Raw genomic sequence first — 18,142 nt, forward strand, 5'->3', positions numbered from 1 at the left:
TTCAGTAGGTAATCCCTTTACTTTTGCATAGAATTAATTGATTTTATAATGAAAAACTGTTTCTATGCTGCAGGAATTCTCATATCCGGCTTGTGTTTTTCCCAGGAAACACCTTCAAAACTGAAGGTCTCATTTTTCGACGGAATAGCAGTAGCCGGATATGTAGATAATGGTGCTTTTATCAACTTTACCGGTCCCAATGTAAGCCTTACCCACAAAAACGTAAAATTCGTATTGGGAATGCTTCCTTCTCTTAGAATTAAAGAAGACCATTCTTCCGGAACTAAAAACAGTCCTATTATGCCTACTTTAGGTGCGGGTCTTACTTTTGTATATAGAAAGATAGCCCTTCAGATCCCTGCTTACTACAATACCAAAACGGCTGATCAGAATGGCAGCTGGAAAATAGGAATCGGGCTTGGCTATTCTTTCAGATAGATTTTATTACATTTTTTAGAACATTCATTACATTTTAAAAAAAAGAATATTTAACATAACTATATTCTTATCAAATTTGCATAAAATATTGGAATCATGAATTTGGGGAAATACAAAAATATTATCTTTTACATCAGTACCATTGCTTTCTTTTCCTGCATTATGTACTGGTTTTTTATTCAGGGTAAAACACTGGAAATAGGAGAAAATATCACTCCGAGCAAAGCTACAGGAGCTACAATGTGGGAAAATTTCGTAGATTCTTTTCTGACAAACCTTCATCATCCTTTAGCACTTCTTCTTATCCAGATCGTGACCATTATTCTGGTAGCTAAACTTTTCGGATGGATCTGTATAAAGCTGAAACAGCCTTCTGTAATTGGTGAAATGATTGCGGGTATTGTTTTAGGACCGTCACTTTTCGGATTGTATTTCCCGGAACTTTCTGCCTTTATTTTCCCTAAAGAATCGCTTCCTAATCTACAGTTTTTAAGCCAGATCGGCTTGATTCTCTTCATGTATATTGTGGGAATGGAACTTGATTTGAGCGTTCTTAGAAAAAAAGCCCATGATGCCGTAGTGATCAGCCATGCAAGTATTATTTTCCCTTTTGCATTAGGGGTTGGGCTATCTTATTTTATTTATAAAGAATTTGCACCGGAAGGAATTCAGTTCAGTTCCTTTGCTTTATTTATAGCAATTGCAATGAGTATTACAGCATTTCCGGTTTTGGCAAGAATCGTTCAGGAACGAAACCTTCACAAAACAAAAATAGGAACCGTAGTAATCACCTGCGCCGCCGCTGATGATATTACAGCATGGTGTATTCTGGCAGCAGTAATTGCGGTGGTAAAAGCTGGATCTTTTTCAGGATCAGTATTCGTTATCTTAATGGCCATTCTGTATGTATTCATTATGATAAAGGCGGTAAGGCCATTCCTGAACAGAATTGCCGAATCACAAAAAGGAAAGGGGTTCATCAACAAATCGCTGGTTGCGATCTTTTTCCTGATTCTGATTATCTCTTCTTATGCAACAGAAGTTATTGGTATCCACGCTCTTTTCGGAGCATTTATGGCCGGAGCAATTATGCCGGAAAACATAAAATTCAGGAATCTTTTCATAGAAAAAATAGAAGATGTTGCACTGGTTTTATTACTGCCTCTGTTCTTCGTCTTTACGGGGTTAAGAACCCAGATCGGGCTATTGAATGATCCTCATCTTTGGAAAATCGGCGGACTGATTATTTTAACAGCGGTTACCGGGAAATTTGTAGGAAGTGCACTCACCGCAAGATTTTTAAGAATAAGCTGGAAAGACAGTCTCACAATAGGTGCTTTAATGAATACCCGGGGGCTTACAGAACTAATCGTTCTCAATATCGGTTATGATTTAGGAGTGCTGGGGCCAGAGCTTTTCGCGATGCTGGTGATCATGGCGTTATTTACAACGTTTATGACAGGGCCGTGCCTGGATTTTATCAATTACCTTTTTAAAGGAAAAAAATCAATGATTGAAGAAGATGAACAAGAGGATAATGATACAAAATACAGAGTTCTTCTCTCTTTTGAGACGGCAAAAGCAGGAAGTAAACTGTTGAAACTGGCAGATAATTTCACCCATAAAATGAACGGGAATAAAAGCGTAACTGCGATGAATATTGCTCCTGTAGATGAACTTCACGCCTTCGATATAGAAAATTTTGAAAAAGAGCAGTTTAAAAATGTCATTGAAACCTCTCATGAGCTTCAGCTTGAAGTAACTACCCTTTTCAAAGCTTCTACAGATGTTGAAAGTGACCTGACCAATATTACCAATAAAGGAAATTATGATCTTCTTTTGATTATGCTGGGAAAATCTATGTATGAGGGAAGTTTACTGGGAAGATTATTAGGATTTACCACCAAAATCATTAATCCTGAAAAATTATTGAACACTGTAAAAGGAAAAGGGAATATTTTCAATACCTCTCCTTTCGATGATCTGACGCTTCAGGTTTTGGATAAATCGACTATTCCTGTAGGTATTCTTGTTGATAAAGAATTTATAACAGCGGACAAGATCTTTGTTCCGATCTTTAACCTGAGTGATTTCTATCTTCTTGAATATGCAAAAAGGCTTATCAATAACAACAATTCACAGGTTATCATTCTGGATGCCGCAGGACAGATCAGGAACAATATTGAGGTGAAAGAGCTTATCAGAAGTATTGAACAGGTAGCACCCAATCATATCACCCTGTACAATGAGAAAAAGATTGAGAAAGAATTTTTGAACTCTCAGGATCTGATGCTGATCAGCAGCAAAAGCTGGAAAAACCTGATTGACACAAAAAGTCTCTGGCTTTCTGATATCCCATCCACCTTAATAATATCAAATCCATAACACAATAGCACACCGATATTTCTATTTCTATTTGAAGCTGTAAATATTATTCGTTGTCTGTAAAGAAAAAACGGGTATATTTATAGCTTCAATTTTTTGGGACATGCTGATTAACAGTGAAAATGGAGTTATAGAGCTTGAAACCTTCAATACAAGGCTCTATCGTGGAATGAGTCTTGATCAGCTGAAACAGACTGATTTCTATAAAGAAAAGTATCATTCGATTTGGAATGTAAAAACCGGATATTTTTGGTATTATTTTAAGAGTATAGAAATTACAGGTTATCAGGTATCTTTCAGTGTATGTTTTTTCGGAAATCATTTGGATATCATTCATATGAATACCTGGGAAAGCAGTGATGCCAAAGACTGGAAGGATTGGACAGAAGAAAAAGAAATGAAGGTATTCCACAGGAACAACACATTTCTGACACAGATTCTTGAAAGGCCGCCCACCCAAAAAAAGAAAATACCTTACCCAAGCTGCACCTTCAACTTTTCCTGGGGAAATGTATGGTCGGTCTACGATCCGAGAAGTGCCAGCAGCCTAATGGGAATCAATTGGAATGAAGAGGAAAAAACAAATAAAAAATAACTTATAACCAAAGAATAAGATAATACTATGTGCCGATACTCCATGATGGTTTACAAAGGTCATTATGCCTGTTTCAACTGCCAGAAAACATTCAAACGACGCCTCTTAGCAGATGCGAACCGAGATTCTAAAACCTCGGTAGAAGCCAAATGTCCGGAATGTGGAAACCTGATGGCCAATATGGGACTTGATTTTAAATCACCGGCAAAAAATGATGATAAACAGTGGGCTCATATCAGGGATTTGTATACTGTGGGAATCACGTTCCATTCCTGCGGATGCTCTGGCCCGGGATATATTCCTCAGGATCGCAAGGCTATTATTACTTATCTGGAAAAAATCCGTTCCGAATACATGCATGCTCTGGTATTCTGGAGATACCGTATAGAGCCTGAAAATAAAAAAGAACGGGAACTGGATTATCAAAAAAACAGCTCACACCTATGGGCAGTCAGCCGGAATGCTTTTAAAGAAACGGTGACCAATCAGGAAGGAATTAATTATTGGCTCAAAAGAATCAATGAGGTTGAAGAAAGACTTAATATTATCAAAGCTGATCAACAGAAATAAGGTAAGTATTATTCAGCCAGTTTCAGGAGTCTTTTAAAATCCTCTGTTATACTTTTCTCTTGTTCGGCCGGATAGTCTGCACTGATAGTAAATCCGCGCCCCGCAGTATTATTGATCAGAATTATATTTCCGTTTTCAAAATAATTCCGGGTTAAAGTAATTTCTGACTTCTTAAAATCAAAGGCTTCCGTATCCTTATTCTCTTTCATTGCTTTGGTATCATAAAAAAGCGGTCGGTTATACCTGTATTCTTTCTCCAAAACAAAAGATAACTGTCCATTCAACAGATAATATTCTATCAGTACCTGCCCCATTTCTCCGTAATGTCTGGCGATCACTTTTTCCAGGTTTTTATGGGTGTAATAAAATACAGCTTCCCCTCCTTCTGCTGATTCTCCTTCAATACTTCTATTTTTGACAGAAGTCCATTTTGTCATTGAGTTGATTCTTTTAAAATTGGCCTGAATAGGTTTCAACCGGTCTTTTAAATCTTCAGTTTTGGCAGTATCATTTTCGTTAAATGTTTCTTTAATTTTTACCGTATCTTTTGCTTTAGTGGTAAAAAAAACAGAAGACTGCTCTCTAAATTCCTGAGCATTTCCCAAACTTAAACCAGTCAATACAATGAAAACTCCGTATAAAAATCTATTCTTCATATTTGCTTTTTTACAGCTTTAAAATTAATAATAACTTTTGTTTGTATGGTATATCATGAAACCACAAAAGTCACCAAAGTTTCTTATTTGCTTATTTTAAGTTACAACTCAAGCTTTAAAAACCATTATAAGAGCTGAGATTTCTACGGAATGGCAAACTGTATGGATAAACCATCATTCCAATTATGTCATTCCGTAGGAATCCAGCCGCATTAAACCAATAAGAAAGCATCAACAAAAACTCCCATCCTGACTAGCATCACAACTGAAGACGTAAAAATTCCCCTTCTCTGGAGGGGGGCGAAAATTCAAAGAATTTTTGACGGGGTGGTTTTGCGTGTTTCTTAAAATTAAAGTCGTAATTCTACTACAATTTCTAAAATTTAACCCCTAAAATTAATTTCAAATTGAGTTTTTTAATAGCTTTATAGGATAATTCACATTGAATGGAAATTGATTTCTTACAATATCAGGTACGAAATGGAGACACGCTAACCTCTATCGCTTCCCGGCTGGGCATGACCAGTGAGGAGCTAAAACTCTTTCACAATTCTCATTGTCAAAAGATGGATACAGTCTGGTTTGAAAATCTTAATGATGTTAAAAAAATCTATGTTCCTACTGATTTCAAGACCGAAGCACAAAAGGAAAAGAAAAGGAAAGAAAACCTTCCTGCTCAGCTGTCAGATTCTTTTTTTGCTAAGACCTATACTGTTCAGGAAACGTTTGAAAGTCCATTTGAATCTCCGGTTAACATTCATTATACTGTTCACCTTGACCTTCACAAAAACAAAAATACGGATCAGTACATCCTGAGCTATCTTCAGAAAGATTTTACCTGTAATGAAAATACGCCCGATGATAAAGTAAGCAGTCTTTCTATTGCGTGTATGCAAAGCATTATGCCTCTTGAATTTATAATGAATAAACAAGGCACAATCACAGGATTTGCAGACCATAAGAAAATGGTAGAAACATTTTCCGGACAGCGCAAAGAACTTGAAGAATTTTACGTAGGCGAAGTTGCTCAAAACTATATGAATATTTTTGAAAGTGGTATTCAGGATGAATTATTTTTATTGCAGCAATTCAAGAGTACGCTCTTATTTCAGACGTTATTTCCGAAAACAGACTGGTTTCAGAAGAAAATAAAATGGAAAGAACCTTTTTATCTTTTACAAAACTCATTTCCTATACAGTGTGAAATCAATACTGATCAGGAAAATGAAGATGAAGATTCTGTTTTGACCATTTTAAAGGGTAAAATCATTGAATTATGTACGTCACAAGAGATCATGCGGGGCATTAAACTTCAGAAACCGGCTTCTGAACCTGCATCAGGAACTATTATACTGGAATACATCACTCACAAAAAAAATAAGAATCTTCTTCAGGCTAAAGCTTCGGTGTTACTCAGTCATGAAGAAGAGTTGATACACCAACATCACATCAATATAACACAAGGATAATATGAAAAATTATGTCACACAAAAAGGCGATACATTCAGTTCGCTGGCCCGACAGTTTAAGCTGAAAAATGAAGGCATTTTAAAAACCTATCATAATCTCCACTGCCCGCCGGAAGACGTTATGCAGGAACCTGTTCCCGGAAAAACCATTCTTATTCCGGAAGATCCACAGCTTATGACAAACGAAACTCAGAATCAGGATATTTCAGATTCTTCACAGGAAGAAACTACAGATGAGATGAGCTCCGGCGAAGAAAATCCTTCAGAACAGCAAATAAACAAAGAAGAGCAATCCTCTGAAAAAACGGATCAGCAATCCGATAAAGAGAAAAAGAAAGATACAAAAGAAGACAGCGGCTCCACTCCTCATGAAGGAAAATATTTCATTGTGCAAAAAGGAACAGTACAGTGTAATCAGGGTTTCAAATTTCCAAAATTTAAAGTTACCAGCCACCAGAAACATTACTGGAATGATGAAGAAGGAAATGCCGATTATCTGGCAGTAACAGAGGATGATCTTCAGCTTGATCCGGCTGCACAACCGTTTGGACAATGTAAACTAAAGCCCACTTCCGGCGGATATCTTCCCTGCGCCTATGCTCCTGCAGGAAAATGGCAGAAAACGTATGAGAAAGTAAAAGTCATGGGAAAAAGCTGCCTTACAGAGATTTCAGAACTGATGTGCAGCACGGGAGGGAAAATCACCATTCTCAAACATGGCCAGCAAAGTGAAACCAGCAAAAGCCAGGTTCGGAAAGCGAATACACAGGAACAGCAAGTCTACAACCCTGTTGTAGATTTTGATGCATTCAAGGAAGATACAAAAGGTACAGACGAACTTTATTACAGCTAAGCCATGACAGGAAATATTATCGGGAATCAGAATCCTATGGTAGGAAAAACCTATCCCTACGAAATACAACCTTCCGGCCTTTCATTCGGGTTGAAAGGAGAATATGAATGGCATCTTTATAAGAAACAAAAAAACGGAACCTGGAAAGACATTACCAGCCAGCCTAAAAAGGGAGAAAAAGTAAACTACAAATTTGGAGAAATAGCACTGGGAATAGAATTTCAGATGAAAGTCTATGAAAATAAAAAAGGGATTTTACCCGGACTTCCTGCTACCAAAGAACTGGCGGGTACTTTTATACTGATTCCTACCAGTGATAAAGTTTCAAAAATAGATAAAGTAATCCTTTTTAACAGAGGGGCAAAAGATGTCAATAAAGCCAGCTATCGTGATACTCTTATTGCACAGGCTCACTGCATCGCCATGTTCAATAAGGAAATAGAATTTCACCTTTGGGAAGATGATGCTCCAGGTAAAGGCCATGATCCGGTCATCAATAAAAATAACCGTCATACCCGCAGCTACAAAGCACGGGTAAATGAAAAAGGGATTGCAGAAGTGTCAATTCCTCTGATGTCTGATGAAAAAATTCTTCGTCAGATGGCCAATCAGTTTCTGATGAAAGGTGACAGGAATGAAGGCGCCAATCATGAATATTATGTTACAGCAACTTACTCCGGGAAAATCCAGGGAGCCAGCCAGGTGAATGTAGATGTGGCCAATCCGGATGATAAAGGACAGCCTCAAAATCAGCCCAAACCTAAGCCACAACCTGAGCAACACACTCCAAAGTTCACGCCCGCACAAGGAAGAGGTCCCAAGCAGCCCGATCCTAAAGGGAATATTATAGAAGCTGTTTTCATTGATGATACCGGAAAAGAGCTTTCCAAAGTCGCTGTAGGAGATAAAGTGAGGGTAAGAATTCACTCCAAAAATATGTTGGGGAAACACATCCAGTATGTAGTTTGGGAATATGACACTACTTCCAACGATGAAGTTTACAGAAGTGGAAATATTAAAATTCCTGCCGATGTATGTGACACTTCAGGGTTTATCATTAGCAAAGATATTTTTGGAAAAGGAATAGACTCTCGTATCGGCGATCCGGATGCAAATAAACAAAACTATTTTATAGAAATTATCTCCAAAGAACTATCCGCAGAATCTCAGAAATTTGGGGTAAATTCGGAGGGCTTGATGGAAGTGGAGAAGGTGAAGAGTGCGGCGGGGGTGCAGAAGCCACCGAAAGCAGACAAAGGATGTGGTGGTAAATATTGTATTGATAAAAACTCCCCTCCTAGCGAGCTCATTAGAGAAATAAATATTCGCTTAGCCGGTTTTGGAGGAAATGTACCTACAGATAAATTTACAGACAGAACTGAAAAAATGGTTAAGCAGTTTCAGAAAGATTATATGAAGGTCACAGAAACTGGAAAAGTGTGTGGCAATGTTTTGAGAGCTATTGATGAATTTACAACAAAATATCCTGTTAATATTAATGAAGGAAAATGCCCATGTGGTCAATGTTCTGGATTTGGGAATGGTTTATTTCCTGAACAAAAAAATAATTCTAAAATATCTGAGAAAACTAGAAAATATGAATATCCAGGAATCCATAGATCTTTATTATGGGTAGAAAAAGCAATAAAATTTTATTTATCAAATCAAGAGAAACAAAATGGTTTAAAAGTAGGATTAATTTTTTCTGGGTATAGATGCAATGCAAATAACAAAAAAAATAGAAGGAGTAGTACTAATCATATGGGTAAAGCTCTTGATCTTCATATTTATAAACTTTCAGATAGCATCAATACTGAAAAAAATGCAGATAAAGTAAGAGATCTTCTTGTAAAATATACAAATGCAGAATATAGATGGGGAGGAAAAAATGTTTTTGCCTTAGAGCCAAGTTCAAGAAATAGAATAGAGACGGAGTTTATTGCTACAACATGGGTACATTATGATGTAAGAACCTTCCATTTAGATTACCTTAAAGATGAATTTTTCGCAAAAAATAATAATGCTGTTAATGGAGAAAATATTATAGCTTTAGCAAATCGTCTTGGATTTCAAAATACTTGTTTATGTAATAATAGTATTTCTCAATCGAATAAAATTGAAGGAAATAGCAAGAGTAAACAAAAATGGTCTCATAGTGAGTTTGGTAATCTAATTGCAGTGCGTGAATCAAGTGATGATTATAATAAATGTAATCAAACTAAAGGAGGTCTCAAGGTTATCAATAATGTAAAAGTTATTGAACTGACAATAAAAGAAATCCAAGACAAACAGTCAAACAGAGACATTTTCGCTGTGGGTAGATATCAATTAATTCCAAATACTTTAAATGATGCAATAACAAAATTAGAATTAGATACCAATCAAAAATTAGATAAAGAAATGCAAGACAAGATTTTCGATGAATATCTAATTAAAATTAAAAGACCTAAAATCATTGCATATTTAGAAGGACAAGGAAGTGTTGAAGATGCCATGTATGATTCTGCAAAAGAATGGGCAAGTATAGGTGTTGAAAAGGGAAAACGAATAAGTGATAAAAAAATCAAAAAAGGGAAAAAAGTTATTTCAATAATTAAAAGATATGCTAAAGGAGGAGAGTCTTATTATGCTGGTGATGGTTTAAATAAAGCACATATAACTCCAGAACAAATTAAAACCGTTTTAATAAATTCAAAGAATGCAAATAAATAAAATTCTATTAGTAATTATCCTATTATCCATGATTGGATGTAAAAAGGATCCCCAAAAAACAACACCGAAAACTTCGGAAGTTCAATCAACTCAAAATATTTCAAACCCTCAAAAGACCAAAACAGAAAATAATAAATCTTTTGTTATTAGCTGCGGTTCTGGTTGTGCGATGACTTATACTGCTGAAAATATTTTACAGAATGGGACTGCTTCAATAAAAGTTAAGTTCAAAGTAGAAATGTATACTGATGAAAAGTTATCAGATACATATTATGAAACCTATTTTTTTTCCTATAGTAAAAATAAAGAAATTGAAAAAATAAGCCTTGAAGGAAAAAATGAAAACATTCTAAGCAATCTTATGCCCGATGCACAAGATTCTTTTAAAGAGTTTGCTACTGAAATTATCAAGGATAAAAATATTGATCATTCACAAATAAAAGAGGAAAATAATATATCTAATAATCAAAAATATAATTTTTGCGCTCTTCCTTTCGATTTTGATAATTACTATTCTATCTGTAATGAAAATGAGAGTGAGTGTCAAAATAGGTATCCTTCATACAAGTATCCTGAAAATAAGAATATTTTGGAATCATTTGGCATTAAAGATGCTCCAAGCAGTTATTTCCTACTTCCAAAAATCAATAATTTTCAGCCAATAATTCTCGCTTATACTGATTCAGATGTTGAAGGCTATTATTTAAAAGTTGTTGAAAAAAACAAACTAATTTCATCTTTACAGATAGCTAAATTTGATGGAGAAACAGTTGAAGATTTTGTAATCACAAAAGATTTTGAAGTTGAATTATATACAAGGAAAGATGCAAGTGAAAAAAGGATTTTAAAAAAGAAATATAAAATACAAGAAGATGGTTTTATCAAATAATTCTTATATCGATCACTAGTAAATATACCTTCAACGAGATGATGAAAAACTTTTTAATTTTATTATCATTCATATTCATTTCGTGCACAGATAATCAAAAAGGAAAAGACTGTGTATTGAAGAAAGAAAAAAAAGATGATCTTAATACTCAAGTTATTGAATCTGATTTACAGAAAATTGGAGGAAGTATTTCATCATCAAAACAACAGATTTCTATCCCATCAGGAGAATATTTTGCTACTAACGAGAAGTTGGATGATTATGGAATTTCATTAAAAATTGAGAAAGATTCTATCGTTTATACAGAATCTGGAAACATGGGGAAAATGTATAATCAATACCTACTTAAAGAAGATAAGACTATTGATGGAAAAATCTTTTTAAAATATTCACAATTAATTAATGGATATACAGGTGATGCAGATAAACCACTTTATTTTGGTAATCTTCGATATGATAAAGGTAAATTATTATTTGAAAGTGAATACACGGAGAAAAGATACGGATTAAAAAATCTAATATTAAAAAAATAATTATTAAAATTTAGTCTATCTAGGGAGTGTACCATTCTAATAAGACTAAAAAATAAACACAAATAATGAAAAACTTTACGGCTTTACTACTTTTTATATTCTTCTTTTTCAGCTGCAAAGGCCAGGATAAAGATGAAAAAAAGAAAATAGATACAAAAGTTTATGTTGCCAACTGTAAAGGCGAATATTCTACAAAAGAAAAATTAACTGAAAGAGACAAAGCATGGTCTCTCAATAATAATGATATTGAAAAAATCATGAATTTATCAGTTCCTATTACTGAAGAAGAATGGCATTTTTCATATCCGATTACACCATGTAATATTAATATAAAAGGTTATTTATATAAAGGAAAAAAATATGACTTACAAATTAATGGAGGTTCATATATTTCTTTTTTTGATGGAAAAAAAACACAAATCTTAGGATGTGAACTACCGGAATGCAAAAAATATTTTCTCAAATCTAAAGAAAATATGGAAGAAGAAGATCTACCCTCTTCTTCTAATTCAGAATCTACACAAACTAAAAATTATAGAGTTAACTTTAATAAAAGTGATAAAAATGACATCGTTTTTATAGAAAAAAATATAAATGACTATACTTTAAAAGCACAAACTGATAATAAAGTATTTTTTACCAAAAACATTAGCTGTGATTTTATAGAAATAGATACTAATACAAAAAACAAACAAGCTTTCAATTTAATCTTGGGTTACACTGATCAATATCAAAATACGTCTCGGAAAATAGTTATACCAGTATTTTTCAAAAATAATGATTTATTTATTGAAAAATTATTCATTGCAACGTTGGGAACGAGTGCTAAAACAGGCGAGGAAGAGTGGATACAAAAAGAGATTTCTGAAAAAACATCCCTTAAACAACTTGATTTGGATAAAATCCTATTAGAATAAATGAAAAAAATAATTCTATTATCCTTACTTTTCTTTATTAACTGCAAAGAGAATAATGTAAAAACTATCGATACAATTGAATCACAATGTGAAACATTATACTTTGATGATGATATTGGGGACAAAGCCGAAGCTAGGGCGAAACAAAATTCAGAACTCTCAAGTTTTATTTTATCCATCTATTTATCTTCTTTGAACAAAACGGTTGAAATCCCCATTATAAATAATAGTATTCTATATAACAATGCTGAATCAGATTATTATTTAAGTGATCCTATTATTAAAAATAAAATCATTACCATTCGAGTAGATTATGCAGATCTAGTTACAAAACCAAATATTTCTGGAGAAAGAAAAAATCTAATTGAAAAAATAAAATTTAGATATGATTCTAAAAACAAAAAAATACAGGTTATTGGATATGATCTAAACTATACAAAAGCTAGAAAAAAATACTCCAAAACATTTAATTTTATTACAGGTAAGTTTTATTCTTCATCATCCTTTGATGGTAAAAAAGAAGAGACATCTGGTTGGGCTTCAGAACTTCAAAACATATATATAGAAAATTGGAATAGTGATTTTATCGGTAAACTTTTACTATATGGAAATGAAATTGAATAAAAACACAATGATGAAACCCTTTTTAATTCTATTATCACTTATATTATTTTCATGTTCAGACAAGCAGAAAAACAAAACAGCCGAAAATATAAATAACGATATAGATTTAATAAAAAAACATATGAAGCTTCAAGAAAAAATTGAGCTTTCTGAAAATGATACAAATACATTAAATCAGTATAAGCTAACAGATAAAGACCTAAAATTAGGTGGAGAATTAACACTGCAAGGATTGAAAGAAAATGGCTATCAAGTTCCTGAAAAGAATTCTTTTTCACAGCAAATTAAAAATATTTTTGAAACCCAGGAAGATTGTTCTTGTACCTCAATAAAGGAGCATCAAAATTTCACTACCTATTTTGTCAATCCATCACAGGAACAAAATATTAAACAAACAGAATTTGATTATACTTATGACCATATATATGTTTATTCAAATCTTAAAATTTTATCTGATCTACCTCTTTTAAATGATATTGCGGAAATAAAGAATAATAATTTAAAAATAAATTTAAATCAAAATATTATTGCTAGAAACAAATATTTATTTAATAATAGTAAAGGAGACTTAGCTTGGTTATTAATTCATGATAAAGATTTCTTGAAAACATTACTTATAAATTTTGGTTTTGATAAAGAAGAAAAAATAAATGAAATAATTCTAAATGATTTATTTCAGGAATATTCCAAAGAAACACCGGAATCTTCTCAAAAAATAGGAAATATTTTATTTGTAAAAAATTGTGAAGGAAAACTAAGCATTAGAAAAAATTTACTTAAGTATATAGAAAAAAATACATCTAAAAATAATGATAAATACATCTCTGCTTTATCAAATTATGTAATTGATATACTTTATAATGATAGTATAAAATCTCCATTTTCACCTGATGAGAAGGCTGAGATTGTAGCAAATATCTCCAATATAGAAATTCCTGCATTCAATCAATACAAAGGATTAAGCACAGATTCTTGGAACTCACAAGCTACTACCCTATCCTATCTTCAAAATAAAAACACTATGAATCACCCTGAAGTACTAGAGATTTTAAAAAAACACAACTATTTTGGTTATCCATTTTTAAAAAAATATGTTGAAAGTGGTGACCTACAAAATGAGAGTACAACTCCACCCCAAGATAATGATTATCAATAACATTATTTAAATTATTAATAGGCAATTTGTACTAACAAATCAGATGATGAAAAACTTTTTAATTTTACTATCACTCATATTTCTATCATACTCATGTGAACAGAAAAAAGAGAAAGAAAGCATAACTGCAAAAGATAAGACAGAAATAAACAGAGTTAACTCTTTAATTTCTCAAAATGAAAATCAACCATCAACAGTAGTAAAAGAAACAGATTCTATAACCCTATCCAAATCCTCCATTTGGTCAACAGACTGCAATGCTGATAAATTTATTAGTATTAAGACAGATATTAACAATATACAATTTACAGTCCCAGGTAGATTTTCTATGAATGCTCAATTAAAAAAAGTAGGCAATAATAAATATGAATTTTACTTTACCGATTTTCCTCCGATTATTCCTCTTCCTGATGAAATGCAAAACTGGGAAAATTTAGATAACAAAAAGGCCGTTGGTTACATTCAAATAATTGATGAATCTAAAATAACCTTAACATGGTTTGGCTTCTATAATAAAAAAAATAAGAAAAATATACAAACTGAAAATCCTTTCAATAAGGAGCATAATTTTTCTGCAAACCTTATTAAGTGTTCTGAATAATATAAAATATTTGTAGTAAATTATGAAACACCTTTTAGCCTTTATATTTTTCTCAATTGTACTTTTTAGTTGCGAAAAGAAAATTGAAAATACGAAACCAAAGATTCAAAATATTCAGCAGACACAAAAAATTTCTACAACAACGAAAAATAATTCTGATTTTTGGACAGGAGAATATCATTTTGAAGCTTCAAATAGAGACGAAGCAAAAACAGTTTTTGATATAACGATAAATTCTTTGGAAAATATTTCTGTAGATGTTACTGAAGAAGGAACAACAAATAAATATTCTAAATTAAAGGCTGAAGAAGTTAATCATCAAAAAATTAAAATAAAATATGATAATTCTTCTGAAGATATGGGAGTTATTTACATTGAAAAATCTGATAACAATTATTTTATTTCAGGGAATCCAATATATTTTATCAATCCGGGAAATAATGAAATGCCACTACAAAAATTAAAAAATAAATAATTCTCTTTTTTTTAACGTTTGAAAGGCAATATTAATAAACACCAAATGATGAAAATCTTTTTAATTTTATTCTTTCTTATCTTTTTCTTTTATGGTTGTAAAGGTCAAAAAGAGAAAAATGATTACATAAATTTTCTGGATACTAAATATCAGTCAACCGGTTTTTTCATTCCAGATATCTCCAATCCCTATCCAACATACACTTATTCAGATAAAAAAATGGGTGTTTTCAGTGTAGATTTTATCGGGAAAAGTAATGAAACTCAATATTTTTGGAGCCCTAATAATTCGAAAGGTTTTTTTTCTAAATCTACTAATCCTGAAAATGATGCCCAAAATTCAAAAGCCATAAAAAACCTCATTAAAGAAAATGATTATTATGTAGTTGCTTCTTATTTACCTAGTGAATTCATCACTTATACAGGTGGAGAAGATGGAGAATTTGAACCAAAACAAAATGCAAAAACAATGTTCTATTTATATGAAAAGAATAAATGGAAACAAATAGGAGAAATTGAGACTTCAAAGATTCCAGAAGATATTTTATTGTTCGAAACCAACCTTGTTCAGAAATTTCAAATTCTCATTAATAAAAAATAAGCTGTTAACCCCGAATAGCAAGGCTAAAACCTAAACCCACACCACCAATTAATACCATCTATATATAATTTAGAAAAGAAATTTCGTTTCATTTGAAAAATATTTTTACCTTTGCCTTGTGAATTTTAACAACGGAACATATTATTATAGAATTTTTACCTCAGCTCTGGGATAGGAATTCTTATGAATATAATTTAAAACCTCGTCCTAGGGACGAGGTTTTTTTATTTTAAAAATGTAAAAAGATGAAAATAAGTATTATTGGAATAGGATTAATCGGAGGTTCGATGGCTTTGAAATTAAGAGAGAAAAACCTGGCCAGCTTCATCTACGGAATCGATAACAATACACAGCATATCAGTGACGCCTTAGAACTGAAAATAATTGATGCCGGGGTAGATCTGGAGCATGGAATTAAAAATTCGGATCTGATTATTCTTGCCATTCCTGTAGATGCTGCCAGAAAATTATTGCCTACTGTTTTAGACCTTGTGTCTGATCAGCAGACCGTAATGGATGCAGGCTCTACCAAAGCAGGAATTGTAAATGCTGTGAAAGACCATCCGAAACGCTCAAGGTTTGTAGCATTTCACCCGATGTGGGGAACAGAAAACAATGGTCCGAAATCTGCCATTGCAGAAAGTTTCTCCGGAAAAGCAGGTGTGATATGCAACAAAGAAGAATCTGCAGGCGATGCATTGAGTACTGTTGAAAAAGTAGTCAATGCCCTTGACATGCACATGATTTACATGGATGCGCAAGATCACGATGTTCACACTGCTTACATCTCTCATATCTCCCATATTACGTCTTATGCCCTTGCCAATACCGTATTGGAAAAAGAACGTGAAGAGGAAACTATTTTCCAGCTTGCCAGTTCCGGTTTCTCAAGTACGGTACGTCTTGCCAAGTCGCATCCTGAAATGTGGGTTCCTATTTTTAAGCAAAACAAAGAAAATGTATTGGATGTGTTGAACGAACATATCTCCCAGCTTAGAAAATTCAAATCTGCCCTTGAAAAAGAGAACTATGAATACCTTGAAGAGCTGATCACCAATGCCAACAGGATCAGAGGAATTTTAAGATAAAATCTCTTTATACAATACTAAAAGCCCAGTGGTTTTTACTTTTATTTTATTAAGAAACCCTTAGTCAGTAATGTCTAAGGGTTTTATATTTTTAAAACGGTGTTATTTCTATTAACATTCCGGAACGTTCACCGCAATGGCTAATCCACCTTCCGAAGTTTCTTTGAAACGGTCACTCATCGACTGAGCGGTTTCCCACATCGTCAGAATCACCTCATCCAATGTTACTTTAGCTTTGGTAGGATCACTTTCTAGGGCAATATTCGCGGCAGTAATGGCTTTCATAGCTCCCATGGTATTTCTTTCAATACACGGAATTTGTACCAATCCTTTGATAGGATCACATGTTAATCCAAGGTGATGTTCCATGGCAATTTCTGCTGCCATTAATACCTGCCCGACACTTCCACCCAGAATCTCTGTAAGTCCGGCTGCTGCCATTGCAGAGGAAACTCCAATTTCAGCCTGACAACCTCCCATTGCAGCAGAAATGGTTGCATTTTTCTTGAATAATGTCCCGATTTCTCCGGCTACAAGCAAGAATCTCACGATATCATCTTCATTGGTAAATGGGGTAAATGCCTGAGCATACATCAATACTGCCGGAATTACTCCACTCGCTCCATTGGTAGGCGCCGTAATAATCCTTCCGAAACTCGCATTCTCTTCATTCACTGCCAGGGCAAAACAGGCAATCCATTTGTTAATATTGGTGAAGTTCTCCTCAGTATCTACCACCTGCTGGAACCATTCGTCTTTATTTTTATAAATTTTGTCTCCCAGCAGCTTTCTGTTGATTCCTGCAGCTCTTCGGGTAACATTCAGTCCGCCCGGAAGAATTCCTTCCTTATTTACGCCTTTGTAAATACATTCTTTAATCTGCTGCCAGATGTAAAGCGCTTCCTGTCTCGTTTCTTCCTGAGTCCTCCAGCTTTCTTCATTCATGAAAATCAAATCTGAAATTTTATCAAATCCCAGTTTCTCACAATATTTTGCAATATCCGAAGCTTTATGACAAGGATATAATGTACGAACACACTGTTTCTGAATAGAGTTTTTTTCCTGGCTGGCAATAAAACCTCCTCCTACAGAATAAAAATCTTGTACAAGTTCAGTTCCGTCTTCAAAAACAGCTCTGAAAATCATTCCGTTGGGATGAAAATCAAGGCTCTTTTTCATATTCAGAATCAAATGATGTCCGTAAACAAACGGAATCACCTTCTCCCCTCCCAGATTAAGGGTTTGAGTACTTTTGATGTATTCTATTTTCTCATCAATTTTTGAAGTATTGATCGTCTTAAAATCTTCTCCATTCAAACCAAGCATTCCTGCAATATCAGTTCCGTGCCCAATCCCCGTTTTTGCGAGTGAGCCAAAAAATTCAAGAAAAACCTCTTTAACTTCTTCGATTGATCTTTCTCTTTTTATAATCCTGATAAATGCTGCAGCAGCATTCCAAGGTCCCATCGTATGCGAACTGGAAGGACCTATTCCTACTTTAATAATTTCAAAAACCGATATTGATTCCATAAATGATTCGTCATTTTCCTCAAAAACAAAGATACATGATAAATCTCTAAA

Annotated in this window: 18 protein-coding genes; 16 read left to right on the plus strand and 2 right to left on the minus strand. The window is 33.5% G+C overall.

Annotated elements, in window-relative coordinates:
• Positions 1-48: 48 nt before the first annotated feature.
• The 4 genes from ODR02_RS02825 (at position 49) to ODR02_RS02840 (ending at position 3,988) form a co-directional block, all read left to right on the plus strand.
• A complete protein-coding gene (locus tag ODR02_RS02825; protein ID WP_309511555.1) occupies positions 49-438 on the plus strand; it encodes a hypothetical protein in 390 nt (129 codons plus the stop codon).
• 96 nt (positions 439-534) lie between these two features.
• Positions 535-2,823: a cation:proton antiporter gene (locus tag ODR02_RS02830; RefSeq protein ID WP_309511556.1), complete on the plus strand. Its 2,289-nt coding sequence runs from the start codon at positions 535-537 to the stop codon at positions 2,821-2,823.
• 103 nt (positions 2,824-2,926) lie between these two features.
• Positions 2,927-3,418 carry a hypothetical protein gene (locus tag ODR02_RS02835; RefSeq protein ID WP_309511557.1) on the plus strand — a complete coding sequence of 164 codons (492 nt, stop codon included), beginning with the start codon at positions 2,927-2,929 and terminating at the stop codon, positions 3,416-3,418.
• A gap of 27 nt (positions 3,419-3,445) precedes the next feature.
• A complete protein-coding gene (locus ODR02_RS02840) occupies positions 3,446-3,988 on the plus strand; it encodes a hypothetical protein (RefSeq protein WP_209785489.1) in 543 nt (180 codons plus the stop codon).
• A gap of 8 nt (positions 3,989-3,996) precedes the next feature.
• On the opposite strand, the gene ODR02_RS02845 is transcribed toward ODR02_RS02840, so the two are convergent.
• Positions 3,997-4,644: a hypothetical protein gene (locus ODR02_RS02845; protein WP_209785490.1), complete on the minus strand. Its 648-nt coding sequence runs from the start codon at positions 4,642-4,644 to the stop codon at positions 3,997-3,999.
• A 446-nt stretch (positions 4,645-5,090) separates the two neighbouring features.
• Between ODR02_RS02845 and ODR02_RS02850 the strand changes: the two genes are divergently transcribed.
• From ODR02_RS02850 to ODR02_RS02905, 12 genes are all read left to right on the plus strand, one after another.
• Positions 5,091-6,113: a LysM peptidoglycan-binding domain-containing protein gene (locus tag ODR02_RS02850; protein ID WP_309511559.1), complete on the plus strand. Its 1,023-nt coding sequence runs from the start codon at positions 5,091-5,093 to the stop codon at positions 6,111-6,113.
• Position 6,114: 1 nt separating this feature from the next.
• Positions 6,115-6,966 (plus strand): DUF4280 and LysM peptidoglycan-binding domain-containing protein, encoded by an 852-nt coding sequence (locus ODR02_RS02855; RefSeq protein WP_309511560.1) that lies wholly within the window; start codon positions 6,115-6,117, stop codon positions 6,964-6,966.
• Positions 6,967-6,969: 3 nt separating this feature from the next.
• Entirely contained in the window at positions 6,970-9,678 is a 2,709-nt protein-coding gene (locus ODR02_RS02860; protein ID WP_309511561.1) for a peptidoglycan-binding domain-containing protein, read from the plus strand.
• The gene (locus ODR02_RS02865) at positions 9,665-10,567 is read left to right on the plus strand and encodes a hypothetical protein (protein ID WP_309511562.1); all 903 of its coding nucleotides are present in this window, start codon (positions 9,665-9,667) and stop codon (positions 10,565-10,567) included. Before ODR02_RS02860 ends, ODR02_RS02865 begins: the two co-directional genes overlap by 14 nt.
• A 116-nt stretch (positions 10,568-10,683) precedes the next feature.
• Complete coding sequence (locus ODR02_RS02870) at positions 10,684-11,100, plus strand: hypothetical protein (protein WP_309511563.1); 417 nt, start codon at positions 10,684-10,686, stop codon at positions 11,098-11,100.
• 65 nt (positions 11,101-11,165) lie between these two features.
• Positions 11,166-12,017 carry a hypothetical protein gene (locus tag ODR02_RS02875; protein WP_309511564.1) on the plus strand — a complete coding sequence of 284 codons (852 nt, stop codon included), beginning with the start codon at positions 11,166-11,168 and terminating at the stop codon, positions 12,015-12,017.
• On the plus strand, positions 12,018-12,641 hold the full coding sequence (locus tag ODR02_RS02880) for a hypothetical protein (protein ID WP_309511565.1): 624 nt from the start codon (positions 12,018-12,020) through the stop codon (positions 12,639-12,641).
• Entirely contained in the window at positions 12,622-13,797 is a 1,176-nt protein-coding gene (locus ODR02_RS02885; protein ID WP_309511566.1) for a hypothetical protein, read from the plus strand. Before ODR02_RS02880 ends, ODR02_RS02885 begins: the two co-directional genes overlap by 20 nt.
• 43 nt (positions 13,798-13,840) lie before the next feature.
• Positions 13,841-14,398, plus strand: coding sequence for a hypothetical protein (locus tag ODR02_RS02890; RefSeq protein ID WP_309511567.1), 558 nt, complete (start codon positions 13,841-13,843; stop codon positions 14,396-14,398).
• 22 nt (positions 14,399-14,420) lie between these two features.
• Positions 14,421-14,873 carry a hypothetical protein gene (locus ODR02_RS02895; RefSeq protein ID WP_309511568.1) on the plus strand — a complete coding sequence of 151 codons (453 nt, stop codon included), beginning with the start codon at positions 14,421-14,423 and terminating at the stop codon, positions 14,871-14,873.
• A gap of 45 nt (positions 14,874-14,918) precedes the next feature.
• Positions 14,919-15,473, plus strand: coding sequence for a hypothetical protein (locus ODR02_RS02900; protein ID WP_309511569.1), 555 nt, complete (start codon positions 14,919-14,921; stop codon positions 15,471-15,473).
• Positions 15,474-15,718: 245 nt separating this feature from the next.
• Positions 15,719-16,561, plus strand: a complete 843-nt coding sequence (locus ODR02_RS02905; RefSeq protein WP_309511570.1) for a prephenate dehydrogenase — start codon at positions 15,719-15,721, stop codon at positions 16,559-16,561.
• A 111-nt stretch (positions 16,562-16,672) separates the two neighbouring features.
• Here ODR02_RS02905 and ODR02_RS02910 read toward each other — a convergent pair whose 3' ends face one another.
• A complete protein-coding gene (locus tag ODR02_RS02910) occupies positions 16,673-18,091 on the minus strand; it encodes an L-serine ammonia-lyase (protein WP_309511571.1) in 1,419 nt (472 codons plus the stop codon).
• Positions 18,092-18,142: the final 51 nt, after the last annotated feature.

Source organism: Chryseobacterium sp. CFS2 (assembly GCF_036543225.1).
GTDB classification, from domain to species: Bacteria; Bacteroidota; Bacteroidia; order Flavobacteriales; family Weeksellaceae; genus Chryseobacterium; species Chryseobacterium culicis_A.

Excerpts from the sequence above, each read along its gene's own strand:
- ODR02_RS02845 (WP_209785490.1), bottom strand. The coding sequence starts at position 4,644 with ATGAAGAATAGATTTTTATACGGAGTTTTCATTGTATTGACTGGTTTA.
- ODR02_RS02895 (WP_309511568.1), top strand. The coding sequence starts at position 14,421 with ATGAAACACCTTTTAGCCTTTATATTTTTCTCAATTGTACTTTTTAGT.
- ODR02_RS02875 (WP_309511564.1), top strand. The coding sequence starts at position 11,166 with ATGAAAAACTTTACGGCTTTACTACTTTTTATATTCTTCTTTTTCAGC.
- ODR02_RS02905 (WP_309511570.1), top strand. The coding sequence starts at position 15,719 with ATGAAAATAAGTATTATTGGAATAGGATTAATCGGAGGTTCGATGGCT.
- ODR02_RS02860 (WP_309511561.1), top strand. The coding sequence starts at position 6,970 with ATGACAGGAAATATTATCGGGAATCAGAATCCTATGGTAGGAAAAACC.
- ODR02_RS02890 (WP_309511567.1), top strand. The coding sequence starts at position 13,841 with ATGATGAAAAACTTTTTAATTTTACTATCACTCATATTTCTATCATAC.
- ODR02_RS02885 (WP_309511566.1), top strand. The coding sequence starts at position 12,622 with ATGGAAATGAAATTGAATAAAAACACAATGATGAAACCCTTTTTAATT.
- ODR02_RS02825 (WP_309511555.1), top strand. The coding sequence starts at position 49 with ATGAAAAACTGTTTCTATGCTGCAGGAATTCTCATATCCGGCTTGTGT.
- ODR02_RS02840 (WP_209785489.1), top strand. The coding sequence starts at position 3,446 with ATGTGCCGATACTCCATGATGGTTTACAAAGGTCATTATGCCTGTTTC.
- ODR02_RS02880 (WP_309511565.1), top strand. The coding sequence starts at position 12,018 with ATGAAAAAAATAATTCTATTATCCTTACTTTTCTTTATTAACTGCAAA.
- ODR02_RS02850 (WP_309511559.1), top strand. The coding sequence starts at position 5,091 with ATGGAAATTGATTTCTTACAATATCAGGTACGAAATGGAGACACGCTA.
- ODR02_RS02865 (WP_309511562.1), top strand. The coding sequence starts at position 9,665 with ATGCAAATAAATAAAATTCTATTAGTAATTATCCTATTATCCATGATT.
- ODR02_RS02910 (WP_309511571.1), bottom strand. The coding sequence starts at position 18,091 with ATGGAATCAATATCGGTTTTTGAAATTATTAAAGTAGGAATAGGTCCT.
- ODR02_RS02835 (WP_309511557.1), top strand. The coding sequence starts at position 2,927 with ATGCTGATTAACAGTGAAAATGGAGTTATAGAGCTTGAAACCTTCAAT.
- ODR02_RS02830 (WP_309511556.1), top strand. The coding sequence starts at position 535 with ATGAATTTGGGGAAATACAAAAATATTATCTTTTACATCAGTACCATT.
- ODR02_RS02855 (WP_309511560.1), top strand. The coding sequence starts at position 6,115 with ATGAAAAATTATGTCACACAAAAAGGCGATACATTCAGTTCGCTGGCC.
- ODR02_RS02900 (WP_309511569.1), top strand. The coding sequence starts at position 14,919 with ATGATGAAAATCTTTTTAATTTTATTCTTTCTTATCTTTTTCTTTTAT.